11 protein-coding genes are annotated in these 12,897 nt (G+C 70.8%); 3 read left to right on the forward strand and 8 right to left on the reverse strand.

The features are described from left to right. Positions 1 to 160: 160 nt before the first annotated feature. Positions 161 to 1,009, reverse strand: a complete 849-nt coding sequence (locus D7X55_RS24425) for a class I SAM-dependent methyltransferase (protein WP_158616300.1) — start codon at positions 1,007 to 1,009, stop codon at positions 161 to 163. 274 nt (positions 1,010 to 1,283) lie between these two features. On the opposite strand from D7X55_RS24425, the gene D7X55_RS24430 reads away from it, so the two are divergent. Further along, a complete protein-coding gene (locus tag D7X55_RS24430) occupies positions 1,284 to 2,630 on the forward strand; it encodes a Xaa-Pro peptidase family protein (RefSeq protein WP_199747117.1) in 1,347 nt (448 codons plus the stop codon). Between the two features lie 147 nt (positions 2,631 to 2,777). Beyond that, positions 2,778 to 3,137 carry a response regulator gene (locus D7X55_RS24435; RefSeq protein ID WP_121724339.1) on the forward strand — a complete coding sequence of 120 codons (360 nt, stop codon included), beginning with the start codon at positions 2,778 to 2,780 and terminating at the stop codon, positions 3,135 to 3,137. A gap of 8 nt (positions 3,138 to 3,145) precedes the next feature. Here D7X55_RS24435 and D7X55_RS24440 read toward each other — a convergent pair whose 3' ends face one another. After that, positions 3,146 to 4,348: a lipopolysaccharide assembly protein LapB gene (locus D7X55_RS24440; protein WP_233610031.1), complete on the reverse strand. Its 1,203-nt coding sequence runs from the start codon at positions 4,346 to 4,348 to the stop codon at positions 3,146 to 3,148. A 168-nt stretch (positions 4,349 to 4,516) separates the two neighbouring features. Here D7X55_RS24440 and D7X55_RS24445 point away from each other — a divergent pair, with 168 nt between their 5' ends. Continuing rightward, a complete protein-coding gene (locus D7X55_RS24445; protein ID WP_158626416.1) occupies positions 4,517 to 5,251 on the forward strand; it encodes an endonuclease/exonuclease/phosphatase family protein in 735 nt (244 codons plus the stop codon). Here D7X55_RS24445 and D7X55_RS24450 read toward each other — a convergent pair whose 3' ends face one another. From D7X55_RS24450 to D7X55_RS24475, 6 genes are read right to left on the reverse strand one after another with little or no spacing between them, the layout of a single operon-like run. Next, entirely contained in the window at positions 5,252 to 6,055 is an 804-nt protein-coding gene (locus tag D7X55_RS24450) for an acyl-CoA thioesterase II (RefSeq protein ID WP_121724344.1), read from the reverse strand. A gap of 50 nt (positions 6,056 to 6,105) precedes the next feature. Further along, positions 6,106 to 7,296 (reverse strand): hypothetical protein, encoded by a 1,191-nt coding sequence (locus D7X55_RS44790; protein WP_233610032.1) that lies wholly within the window; start codon positions 7,294 to 7,296, stop codon positions 6,106 to 6,108. Positions 7,297 to 7,310: 14 nt separating this feature from the next. Next, entirely contained in the window at positions 7,311 to 8,906 is a 1,596-nt protein-coding gene (locus tag D7X55_RS24460) for a TIM44-like domain-containing protein (RefSeq protein WP_121724341.1), read from the reverse strand. Further along, positions 8,903 to 9,532 carry a hypothetical protein gene (locus D7X55_RS24465; RefSeq protein ID WP_121724342.1) on the reverse strand — a complete coding sequence of 210 codons (630 nt, stop codon included), beginning with the start codon at positions 9,530 to 9,532 and terminating at the stop codon, positions 8,903 to 8,905. Before D7X55_RS24465 ends, D7X55_RS24460 begins: the two co-directional genes overlap by 4 nt. A 38-nt stretch (positions 9,533 to 9,570) precedes the next feature. Further along, a complete protein-coding gene (locus D7X55_RS24470) occupies positions 9,571 to 10,251 on the reverse strand; it encodes a uracil-DNA glycosylase (RefSeq protein WP_120551847.1) in 681 nt (226 codons plus the stop codon). A 59-nt stretch (positions 10,252 to 10,310) separates the two neighbouring features. Then, on the reverse strand, positions 10,311 to 10,877 hold the full coding sequence (locus D7X55_RS24475) for a hypothetical protein (protein WP_120551846.1): 567 nt from the start codon (positions 10,875 to 10,877) through the stop codon (positions 10,311 to 10,313). Positions 10,878 to 12,897 lie beyond the last annotated feature (2,020 nt).

Below are 12,897 nucleotides of genomic sequence, written 5' to 3' on the forward strand. Positions count from 1 at the left end.
GCTCCACCTTCTCCACCTTCGCCTTCACCGGCCGGGCCGGTGCCTTCGCGGGCTGCTTCTTCGCCTTCGCGGGGGACTTGCGGGATGCCGTCTTTGCCATGAGGCCACTCTAAGCGACCCACTCCCCCGCCGCTCGTGAAGTCGTGCGAAGCAGTCCGCGTCAGACGGGCCCTGGACGGTGGCCCCAGACGCCCACCATGAGGCTGGGGACCAGCACGCCCTGGCTCGCGCGCAGCTCGGCGGTGAGGCGGGCGGCCAGCGTGTCGATGTCCACCTCCATGGCCAGGGCCACGCCCAGCCGCTCCATGTGGGGCAAGAGCGTGCGCACGGTCTCCACCAGGGCGTGCGTCGTCTCCGCGTCTGGCGTCACGCCCAGCCGTCCGCCCACCACGCCGTCATCCACCACCAGGCCGGCCCTGCGCAGCGTGGACACCAGCTCCAGGCCCATGTGGACCTTGATGCCCGTGCGCTCGCAGGTGGGCAGCATCCAGCTCCAGACGCGGTTGAACAGCGGCAGCTTCGGGTGCGCCAGGCCCATGGCGGCCAGCTCCAGTTCGTGCACGGCCATCACGCCGCCGGGGCGCAGGTGCTCCGCCATGCGGCGGACGAACGACACGGGGTCTGGCTGGAACATCAGCACCAGCCGGCCGACGATGGCGTCGAAGGGGGCGCCGGCGGGCAGGGCCTCCAGGCTGCTTTGCAGGAAGCGCACGTGGGAGAGGTTCCGCGCCTCCGCGCGCTGCCGGGCGCGGGCAAGGAAGCGGGCCTCGCGGTCCACGCCCACGACCTCCCCGGAGGGCCCCACCAGCTCCGCGGCGAGGAAGGACACGTCCCCGGCGCCGCAGCCCACGTCCAGCACGCGCATGCCGGGCTTGAGGCCGGCCGAGCGCAGCACGCCTTCCGTCAGCGGCGCGTACACCTGGGCCTGGAGCAGGATCCGTCGCAGCTCCCGGTCTTCGTTGCCATGGACGTACTCCGCGGCGGCGGCATTGGGTTCTTCGACACGCATGTGCGACTCCGGGGTTGGAGACGACGCGCACGCTCGCAAGCCCTGGCGTCCTCCGCGCCCACCCGGCGGTCCCGGCGCAATGACAGACAGCCACCCACGCCCGCGACCCGGGGGCAGGGCCGCGTCCATCGCCGGACAGGCCTACGTCCCGGCCATGGCTCTTGATTCCGGGACTACCCTGCGAAGCGCACGCGCAAGGCACGGCGCGTGGGTTGTCGCGCGGCGCGGCCATGAAACAATCCGCGCGCCTCCCACCCGAAGGAACGTCTTGCCCATGACGACGCGCGTCCGGCCCGTGCTCCTCTCCGCCCTCCTGTTCGCCTCCTTTGCCCACGCGGCGCCCGCCGTGCCCGCCGCGGAAGGCGCGTGGCCGCGCGTGCGCAAGGAGCGCATCCAGAAGCTGCTGCCGCAGGCCATGGCCCGCGCGGGCGTGGACGCGTGGGTGGTGCTCTGCCGCGAGAACGACAACGACCCGCTCGCCGCCCACGTCGGTGGGGAGAACGCGGGCGGCACCGCCGCGTTCCTGTTCCTGCGCGAGGGCAACTCGGTGCGCTCCACCGCGCTCTCCCCCGAGGGCGAGGCCACCGCGCTGAGGGACATGGCCGTGGTGGACGAGGTCGTGGCCTTCGAGCGCGGCGCGGACGTGCACGCGCTCGTCGCCGCGCGCCTGGCGAAGGCGAAGCCGGCGAAGGTGGCCATCAACTCGTCGGAGCGGATGTCCATCGCGGACGGATTGTCCGCCACGCAGCGCGCGAAGCTGGAGGCGGCGCTGTCCCCGGCGCTGCGCAAGAAGCTGGTGTCCTCCGAGGACCTGGTCTCCGAGTGGCTGTCCGTGAAGACGCCCGAGGAGGTGGACATCATGCGCAAGGCCGCGGACATCACCGCGAAGCTGGAGGAGGAGGCGTACCGCACCGTGGTGCCCGGCAAGACGCGGGACTCGGACGTGGCGCGCTTCCTCAAGAAGCGCATCGCGGAATTGGGCGTGGGCGACGGGTGGCAGCCGGACCAGAACCCCAACGTGAACAGCGGGCCCACGCGCGGACACTCGAACGCCACCGACCGCGTCATCCAGCCGGGGGACTTCATCCAGACGGACTTCGGCATCCGCGTGGGCGGCACGTGGGTGACGGACATCCAGCGCTTCGCGTACGTGCTGGCGCCGGGGGAGAAGCAGCCGCCCGCGGAGGCGCTGGCGAAGTGGGAGAAGTCGAAGAAGGGCAGCCGCATCGCGCTCGCGGCGATGAAGCCCGGCGTGCGCGGCTACGACGTGGACAAGGCCCAGCGCGACTGGATGCGCGAAGCGGGCTCCGAGCCCGTGATGTGGGGCACCGGCCATCCCGTGGGCTACTGGGCCCATGACGCCGGCCCCGCCCTGTCCGGCGCCGCGTCCGGCAAGCCGCCCGCGGGCTCCGCGCTGCGCAAGCTCCAGCCCGGCCAGGTGTTCGCCTTCGACGGCTTCTACGCGTGGAAGGACGGCAGCAGCCCGGACGCGCTGCGCATCCTCTCCGTGGAGGAGATGGCCGTCGTGACGGAGACCGGCGCCGAGTACCTCAACCCACCCCAGGAGCAGCTCATCCTCATCCCGTCTCCGGCCACCGCCGCGGCGCCCGCGAAGCCCTGAGCCCCTGAGCGTTGTCCGCGCGCACACCCTCCGACGTGGGTGGACCCGACCCCGGCGACTTGTACCGTGGGGGTGTGGCGCGAGGGTGCATGGGCTCGGATACACTCGCGTGCATCGCCGCGCCGGTCAGGCGCTGGAGGGCCGCCCATGCCAACCGTGCTGGTCATCGACGATGACCTCTTCGTCCTCGCCACCGTGGGAGACACCCTGCGGGACGCGGGCTACACGGTGCTCACGGTGCAGTCGCCCGCGGAGGCGTTCCACCTGGACCTCTCCGGCATCGCCGCCATCCTGTGCGACTACAACATGCCGGACATGAACGGCTCCGACGTGCTCGTCGCCATGCGAGAGCTGCAGGAGTGCCGCGCGCCGTTCATCTTCCTCACCGGCCACTCGGAGCTGGACGACCTGCTGCCCGTGGCCATCCGCTACGGCGCGGAGCTGCTGCCCAAGCCGGTGGATCCAGCGGAGCTGACGCGGCTGCTGCAGAAGCAGCTCGCCGCCTGAGCAGTTCTTCAGTCCAGTTCGGAGAGCAGGGCCTGCGCGCGCTCGCGCCACTCGGGCTCCAGCGAGGGTTTTCGCAGCAGCACGGTCAGCCGCTCCTTCGCGGCGTCCCGCTCACCAAGTAGGGCCTCCATCCGCGCCAGCGCCAGCACGGGCTCCGGGCGGTGCGGCGCGCGGCGGTGGGCTTCCTCCAGCGGCGCGCGCGCCGGTGCCACGGCCTCCGGAGGGCCGGCCTCTCCCTGACGCAGGAGCAGCAGGCCCAGGCGCCACGCGGGCATCCAGTCGTCCGGTGACAGCCGCACGGCCTCGCGCCAGGCGGCGAGCGCGCGCTGCACGTCGGGTGGATCCACGGCCTCGAAGACGAGCGCCTCCACGGAGCGGCTGAGGCCGGTGGACAAGCCCCGCGCCTCCAGCTGGAGGCACAGCTCCAGGGCCTCCACGAAGCGCCGCTCCGTCACGCGCAGGCGGGCCAGGTGTCCCAACGCGGCCACGCCTTCAGGCTCCACGCGCACGCGAGCCTCCGCCGCGGACACCGCGCCGCGCACGTTGCCCCGAGCGAGCCGCACGTCCGACAGCGCCTTGAGCAGGCCCACGTCATCCGGCACCGCCTTCTGGCCCTGGCGCAGCAGGTCCTCCGCCGCCTCCAGTTCTCCGCCCGCCTCCAGGGCGCGAGCGAACACGAGGTAGCTGGGCGCGTGCCAGGGATCCAGGTGCAGCGACCGCTCCAGGTGCGCGAAGGCCTCCTCCATCCGGTCCAGCAGGAAGAGGGCGCGCGCGAGCTGGAAGTGATGCAGCGCCACGCGAGGCTCCAGCGCCACGGCCTTCGACAGGGCCGGCTGCGCGGCGGTCGCGTCACCCTGCTCCATCCAGACGTAGCCCAGGCCGAAGTAGGCCTCGGTGGGGGGCTCCGGCTCCGCCAGGAGCGTCTGGTACAGGGCCAGGGCCTGGGGCCACTCACCGCGCCGCGTATGGAGCGCCGCGGTCACCAGCCGGGATTCCGCCTGCGTGTCCGCACCGGCGCGGGAGACGCCCAGGAGCAGGGACCCGGCGAGCGCATCCTCCCCGTCCACCAGGGCCAGCCGGGCCAGCGTGAGCAACGCGCGCCAGTCCGAGGCACTGCGCTCGCGCGCGAGCAGGGCCTCACGACGGGCCCCCTCCAGGTCACCCGCCTTGAACAGCGTTTCGTAGCGAGGAGCAGCGTTCAGGACGGACACTCCTTGCGGAAGATGCGCACCCTGCCGTCCGATGCATTCGAGGCCCGTCGCGTCTCGGGACGCCGTGGCCCTCAGCCTGGCAGACAGCCGGACAGGCTTCCGCTCCGGCTGCCGGACAGGTTTGTACAGGCTTGCCGTCGCACGGGGCTACGTGGTCCCACTGAGTCCGTGCGACTCAAGGCCCTCACCCTGAACGTGGCCCACGGGGCGCCGTTCGCCGTGCCCATGCCCTTCCTGCGGCGGCGGTCCGCGCTGCTGGGCACGTTGAACCAGATGGCGGCGCTGCTCGCGCGTGAGGGCGCGGACGTGGTGGCGCTTCAGGAGGCGGACAGGTCCAGCCTCTTCAGTGGGGGCGTGGATCAGGTGGCCCACATCGCGGAGCAGGCGGGCTATCCGCACGTGCATCACGGCGTGCACTCCGGCGTCCCAGGTTTGTTCGCGCAGGGCACCGCGCTCTTGTGCCGGCATCCGCTGGAGTCATGCGACTCGGCGCACTTCGGCCGCGACCGGCGCGTGGACAAGGGCTACGTCGTCGCCACGCTCGCGGTGGGAAATGGGCTGGAGGTCGTGTCCCTGCACCTGGATCCGTTCTCCGCGGCGGTGCGGCGGCGCCAGGTGGATCAGCTCATCCAGGCCCTGCGTCAGCGGCCGGAGCGGCCTCGCGTGGTGATGGGCGACTTCAACGCGGAGGACGTGGGCGGACCCGTGGACCGGCTGTGCTCGGAGCTGGGACTGCACACGCCCGCGGATGGCGAACCCACGTATCCCATCCCGAACGCGCGTCAGCGCCTGGACCAGGTGCTGGGCTCCCACGCCCTGCGCTTCACCCGTTATGCGCGCCTGCCCGACGCCGTCTCCGACCACCACGCCGTGGTGGCCGAGCTGGTGCCCCGCGAGGACTGATCAGCCGAGCACGGCGACCAGCTGCCGGCACTGCGCGAGCAGCGTGCCGTCCTGCGCCCAGAGCAGCTGGGTCTCCTCCGTGTAGCCCTCCGCGGCCTGACGCGAGCGGCCCGTCCGCAGGTACTGCGCGTCCGGCGCGATGCCCGTCACCGGGAACGTCTGGAAGAACTGCACGCTGAAGTCCACGGACGCCGCCGCGCGGAAGCCGTCCATCCGAGACAGCACGGACGGCGGATACGCATCCATCAACCCCACGCACAACGCCGCGTCCAGCGCCGTGGGAACGCGAGGCCGCAGCCAGCCGCCCACCTCCGCCTCGGAAGCCCCCGAGTACGGCGGCGAGCCCACGCAGTAGCGGTACTCGAAGAAGCGGCAGAAGTCCGGCATGGGCGTGTCGTCGGGGATGGGCTCGAGCGTGCCGGGCGCGGGAACCTTCGGCATGACGAACTCCATGTACTCGGGCGCTCCGCCGCGAGCAGCGCCGAAGGTCGCCGTGGCGACGGCCACCACCGCGCCGCCGCTCTCCACCCGCGCGGTGGCGTGGGTGACGAGCTTGCCGGCGCGCTCGATGCGCGTGTGCAGATCCGCCACGCCCTCGGCCGCGGGCGAGCAGAAGTGCACGGTGAAGGAGCGCACGGGCCGCTTGGGGTCGTTGAGGTGGTGCTCCAGCGCGCGCAGCACCTGCCCCGCCACCACGCCGCCGTACGCGCCCCGCCCCTGATACCAGGCCGCCTCGTAGCGCGAGCGGTAGTGCCCGGGTTCCAGCGGTTCAACGAGGGTGGCGGCGAGGAAGGGCGCGGTCATGATGCAGCGCATCCTAGTGTCCCCGCCGTGGATGTCCCGGGGAGATGCGGCTATGGGCCGACGAGTTCACGCAGCGTGGAGCGCTGCTTGACGGGCACCCAGGAGAAGACGCTCTTGTTCAACCGGGGATAGGGGCTCCCGGGCTCCGAGATGAAGAGGGCGCTGAAGCTTCCGGAGCCGGGCCGCTTCTCGGTGGTGGAGACGAGCGTCTCCTGGCCCTTCCCGTCGCTGTCGGAGAAGACGACCGTGAAGTCCGCCTGCCCGGAAGGAGGCTCCAGTTCGCCCGTGTCAGTGGCCGGCTGATCCAACCGCGTGGGCACGATCCAGCGCATGGGCAGGTCCACCTCCAGCCGGTCCGGCGCGGTCCACCGCACGGAGGGAAGCGGCGTGTTCTTGCGGCTGGGTGGCTGGAACCACGTGGCCACGGTCTTGCCGTCAACTGTGCGGGCCACGCCCAGTTGCACCGGCCGGGGCGTGCCTTCCTTCCATTCGAGCCACCACAGCTCCAGGTGATCCGCGGCGAGGATGGCCTTCGCGCTGGCACCCACGGCCGGCACCGGCTGGTCGTCCTGGAGCGTCGCGAGGAGCGTCACCGTGTCGCCCTTGCGCAACCACTGTGCCTTCAGGTCCGCGTCCGCGGCGCCACTCCAGTTCTTCTGCCCCCAGCTCACCCAGACCGGCGCGGGCGGCGCCGGGTCCTTCGCACCGGAGGCGAGCATCGCGGCGGATCGGTTCGGGACCGGGTCCTCGGTCTGCGATTCGGAGTATTCGTAGGACGAGAACTCCATGCGCTGCGACACCAGGTCCATGCTCCGCGAGTGGTACCGGTCACCGGAGTTGACTCTCGTCAGCAGGGGCCCCTTCTTGTCGAACCGGAGGGACGCCCCGGCCACGAAGCCCGTCAGGCCATTGCCGCCGAGGTGCAGGGACGTCGCCTTCGGGGAAGGCGCGCTGGGGCACTGGACGGTCATGGGACCCAACCCCTCGCCACGCAGGGCGAAGCGCTCGCCGGTGGCCAGCCCCACCAGGATGACGGGCGTCGTGGTGCCGGGCCCTTCCGGGTCCTTGAAGTCGTAGCAGACGACGTCGTCCTCCCGGCCATCGCCGTCCAGGTCGAGCTGGAAGCGTTCGCGGACCTCCGGCTTCTCCGCCTTCACGCGCGCATCGAACCAGGCGGCGAAGGGCTGGGGCGTGGCCGTGACGAGGAGACCGAGCAGCGACAACACCTGAGGCGTGTGCATGAAGGGACCGGGGTTCAGCCCTGGTAGGACTCGTCCTGTTCGATGCGGCTGAGCACCCAGTCGAACTCGCCGGACGTCACGCGCGCCTGGCAGTGCGTGCAGTGGCCCGCCATGTTGATGGACAGCGGAGCGCCGCACGACGGGCACTGCTTCTGCGTGGAGGGCTTGCCCCGCACGCCCCGGCCCCGGATGAGCGTCCAGTATTCGCTGTACGCGCGCTCGCGGGAACGGCTGCCGCCCACGACCTGGCCGTCCTGGTCCCGCACCGTGTAGTCCAGGCTGGACGCGTACACACGCAGGGTGACGGCGTCGTAGTACGCATCCCGCGTCACGCGCGCGAGCACCATGTTGGTGATGTGCGCGTTCTCCGTGATGTTGCGCAGGCCCGCCTGACGGTAGGCGTTGATCCAGTACAGCTGCGTCTGGAAGAGGTTGTCGCTGAGGAAGGGCCGCATGCCCTTCCACTCGCGCTGGGCCCACGCGGTCTGCATCTCGTGGAAGATGAACTCCAGGCGCTTGCGCAGGGCCAGCGGCGTCGCCTCCGGGTCGTCGTGCAGGAGCGCGTTCAACCGCTCCTGCGCGCGCGAGTCCTTCACGGTGGGCAGCTCCGTGCCCTGCTCCTCCGTGGTGCCGGTCAGCTGGGGGCCGCGCCGCTCGCGCTCCAGGGACGCCACGCGCGTCACCACCCAGTCGAACTCGCCGGTGTTCACCACCGTGTCGCAGTACGAGCACTTGTGACCGTGCACGGACTCCAGCGGCGCGCCGCAGTTCGGGCACTTGAACGCCCGCGCGTCCTCGGGGGCCCGGGACTTCGCGGACGTGTCGCGCTCCAGCAGCCACTCCTCCGCGACGTACCAGCTCTGCTCGGAGTTGGAGAAGACCTCCGTGTAGTTGGCCTCGAAGCGCAGGACGACGCGCACGCGCCGGCTGTTCGCGCTCACGCCCTCCACGGACTCGTACGTCACCGCGCCCACGACCACGGCCTTCACCGCTTCCGGGGTGCCCAGTTCGTGGAGCGAGGCGATGGCGGCGTCGGACAGCCAGCCGCCCAGCGTGTCCAGCCGCCCTCCTCCGCGCGCCTCGTGCACGCGGGCGAAGAGCGAGTAGACGAAGTCCTCGAAGAGGACGATGGAGAACTCCGGATCCAACGGCTGCGTCGATCCGTCCGACCCCTTGGGCCCCACGCGCGCCAGGTGCGCGAGCTTCGTGCGCAGCGAGCCCTGGCGACGGGGCGGCGGGGGTGCGTGGTGCGCGGTGGTGCTCCAGTCGTTCCGTCCCCTGCTCGACTGCACGTTCATGAGGACGATGGCCACCACGCCCAGGACGACGATGAGCAGGCAGAGGCCGCCGAACGCCCCGCCCCCGCCCGAGGACGACGAACCACCGGAGCTGTAGCCGGAGCTGTAGGAGCGGCTGCCGGAGCTGTACGACGACCGGCTGCTCGACGAACTGCGGCTGCTCGACGAGCTGCGGCTGCTGGACGAGCTGCGGCTGGAGCCGCGATAGGTGCTGCCACCACCGGGGCGTGCGTCCGCGTCTGGGATCGCGGCGAGCCCCAGCCCGAGGAACAGCGCGACGGCGAGCAGGAGGACGGACGTGGAGCGCCTCACGCCACGGCTCCGGGCATGTCCGGCAGCTCGTTCACGTCATCCTCCAGGCGGGGCAGCACGCGCGACAGCGGCGCCTGGATGCGGCGCAGGGCCTGGAAGAAGGGCTCCGGCGCGGGGGACGCGGCGAGCGCGGCGGACAGCTGCGTGAGGGCCTCCTGCCACTCCGCGCCCATCAGCGAGGGGTCCACGCCGTAGTCGGTGACGACCTCCACGCGGCGCTCGAAGAGGGAGACGAACACCAGGATGCCGGTGCGGCGCGACGTGTGCGAAACGCCCAGCTCCGTGAAGGCGGCCTTCGCGGCGGTGCGCACGGAGTCCTCCTGGAGCTTGCGCGGGGTGAGCGCGCGGCGCAGCGACGGCAGCAGGCGGCCCCCCATCACGCCCGCGGCGTAGGACAGCAGCACCACGGGCGGGAAGGCGTAGAGGTGGACCTCCTGCGGGATGAACAGGAGGACCCCCAGGACGACGAAGGCGACGGCCGCGCCCAGCCGGGCATCGGTGTGGGCGTAGTCGCCGGAGGCGCGCCGGACGGACACCACCACCTCCGCGGCGGTCTGGGACTCAATGGCCGCGACGGCTTCAGCGGCCTGGGTGCGTGCGGCGTCTTCGAGGAAGGAGGTGGCCATCGTGGGCGGGCACTATAGCCAACCCTCCGAGCACGCTCCTACGAGGGCAGCTCCCAGTCGATGGTGTGCTGGCCGTGCTTCTTCAGGGCGGCGTTGGTGGTGCTGTAGGGCTTGCTTCCGAAGAACCCCTTGCTGGCGGACAGCGGCGAGGGGTGCACGCCCTCCAGCACGACGTGGCGCTCGGTGTCGATGAGGGCCTTCTTCTTCTGCGCGGGCTTGCCCCAGAGCAGGAAGACGACGGGGTCCTCCTTGGCGCTGACGGCGCGGATGACGGCGTCGGTGAAGGGCTCCCAGCCGTGCTTCGCGTGGCTGTTGGGGGACGCCTGGCGCACGGTGAGCACGGTGTTGAGCAGGAACACGCCCTGCTTCGCCCACGGGATGAGCGAACCATCGCGAGGCTTCGGAGCACCCACGTCGGTGTGGAGTTCCTTGAACATGTTCACGAGCGAGGGCGGAGGCGGCACGCCGGGCTGGACGGAGAAGGCGAGGCCGTGGGCCTGGCCCGGGCCGTGGTACGGGTCCTGGCCCAGCAGCAGCACGCGCACGTCCGCGTAGGGCGTGAGGCGGAACGCGGAGAACAGGTCCTCCTCCGACGGGAACACGGTGTGTTCCTGGCGCTCCTTGCGCAGGAACTTCTCCAGCTCCTTGAACGACGGAGCTTGGATGGCGTCCTGCAGCACTTCCTTCCAATCCTCGGGCAACCCATCCGCCAGGCTCATTCACGTCCCTCCGTGGGGGCAACACCCTAGACCAGGGCGCTCGTCCTGAGGCGGCCTGTTCAGGGAGCAGGGCTGCCAGCGTCCAACCATTGGGATGGAAACGAGGGCTGAGGCTCACCCCAGGAGGTGTCGCCCACGGGAATGGACGGGTCCGAAGGGCCGGGGGACACGCCTGCATCAGGGTTGCCAGACACGTTCGGCGCATCCGGCTCGCCATCGTGGTGCCGCCGCAGGATGCGTCCGTCCGACAGCCGGACCGCGTAGGTGGCGCCACCGTCAAGCAGCAGCCCTCCGGCTTCACAGGCGCGCGGGTCCAGGTCCATGCGAATGAAGACGAGGTCTCCTTCACGAAGAAGCTTGAAGCGGTGGGCTTCCCGCCGGCTCCAACAGGACTGTCCCTCGTGCTGACGGGGAAGGAAGTCATCGGCGGCCACGAGCAGGGCCCGGACGAGCTTCCCCTCCAGCGCGTACGGCTGTCCCGGAGCCCCGACGGGCACCGCCTCGCGCGCGAACATCTCCGGGAAGACGATGGAGCGGTCCTCCGACGCCAGCGAGTCGGATGGAGTCGCCTCGCGCCGCAAACATCCAACGCACAGGACCGCGCCCACGAACAGCAGCCGCTTCATGGTCCCGCCCCTCTCAGGCAGGGGCCCTGGAGTTTCTGGAGGGTGAAGTCCAATGCGTCCGCATCGTGCCATGTGACGCGCCCCGTCTGCTCGCATTGCCACCCCGCCGATGCGGTGCGTGTCCACTTCAGCAACTGGCCCGTGAGGGGAATGTATTGGTGGAAGCCGTCACACGACGCCGGCTCCATCGCGTTGGAGAAGAACGCGACAATGGAGAGCCTCACGCGTCCCCCTTTCGTTTCGGCCTCGAAGCCATGCACCCGGCCCTCGGGGATGATCCGGGCGGCCCGCGCTGGCGTGCGGCTTCGAGAGGATCTTCCCGCACGCGGCCAGCAGCGCATCCGAGGCCGAGTCGTACGGTCCCAGCAGGGGCCCTGGAATCTCCTCCAGGAATGGGGCTCCTGGCGCGGGCCGCACCAGGTCCGGGTCGAGCGCGGCGGAGGACGCGCAGCCTCCAAGCCAGGACACCAGGCAGCACCACCAGGGACCGCGCATGGGCCGCAACCCCTTCCTCGGGAGCAGGGGCGGAGGGCCCCCGTGGAAGCCATCGTGCCGGAACGCCGCACCGGAAAGCGAGCAGGCACTCAGGGCGGGAGCTTGGGGCCCGGGCCCGGGCGCGCTAGCCTCGCGTCCGCCATGACGATGTACACCGAGTCACTCCGCGCCTTCCTCAAGCCCGTCCTCCCCTACCTGGACGACGAGTCGGTGTCGGAAATCATGATCAACGGCCCCACCGACGTGTGGATTGAACGCAAGGGCCGGCTGATCAAGACGGATGCGTCCTTCTCCGACGAAGGACTGCTGGGCGCCGCGCGCAACATGGCCCAGTTCGTGGGCCGCCCCCTTTCGGAAGAGCGCCCCCGCCTGGACGCGCGCCTCCCCGACGGCAGCCGCATCCACGTGGTGATTCCGCCCATCGCGCGCAACGGCACCACCATCTCCATCCGCAAGTTCTTCAAGGACAAGCTGACCATCGACTCGCTGTTGAAGTTCAAGTCGCTGACCCGGCCCATGGCGCGCCTCATCGAGGCCGGCATCGCCACCAAGCTCAACATGCTGGTGGCCGGCGGCACGGGCTCCGGAAAGACGACCCTGCTCAACATCGTCTCGTCCCTCATCCCGGACGAGGAGCGCATCCTCACCATCGAGGACTCCGCCGAGCTCCAGCTCAACCAGTCCCACATCGTGGCCTTCGAATCCCGCCCCGCCGACAAGTTCGGCAAGGGCGCCGTGGACATGGGTGACCTGCTGCACTCCGCGCTGCGTCTGCGCCCGGACCGCATCGTGGTGGGCGAGGTGCGCGGCGGCGAGGCCTTCCACCTCATGCAGGCCATGAACACCGGCCACGGCGGCTCGCTGGCCACCACGCACGCGAACACGCCCACGGACACGCTGCGCCGCATTGAATCCCTGTGCCTCATGTCGTCCGTGGAATTGCCCATGGTCGCCGTGCGCGCCCAGGTGGCCAGCGCCATCAACTTCGTCATCTGCTGCGAGCGCCTCCACGACGGCAGCCGCAAGACGATTGCCCTGTCGGAGGTGCTGCCCCTCACGGAGAAGGGCGAGTACCGCACCCAGGACATCTTCGTCTTCACGCCCGTCGCCAAGGACGAGCACGGCAACATCCTGGGCTACCACGCGCCCACGGGCATCATCCCCAACTTCATCCAGAAGGCGCGCGCGTACGGCTTCGAGGACCTGGACGACGCCTTCTTCGACCCGGCCACCTACGGCGTGCCGCCCCCGCCCAGCTTCCACGTGGGCGAGGCGTACGCCCTGCGCTGGGCCCCGTCGCTGAAGCACCGCGAGCAGGGGCTGCCGGACCCCGCGCACTTCAAGGAGGACTGGGCGAAGTTCGAACAGGTGCTGCGCAACGCGGCCCCGGACGGCCCCGTCTCCGGCCCCAAGCAACCCGTTCGCGGAGCAGGAGGACACCCGCGCCTCGCCGGCCTCCGAACCCCTGGTGCAGGTGCTGTCTCTTATACCCATCTGACGCTGCCGACGACTTAATAGGTGTAGG

Origin of the sequence: Corallococcus sp. AB049A (assembly GCF_003668885.1) — a bacterium.
GTDB classification, from domain to species: Bacteria; Myxococcota; Myxococcia; order Myxococcales; family Myxococcaceae; genus Corallococcus; species Corallococcus interemptor.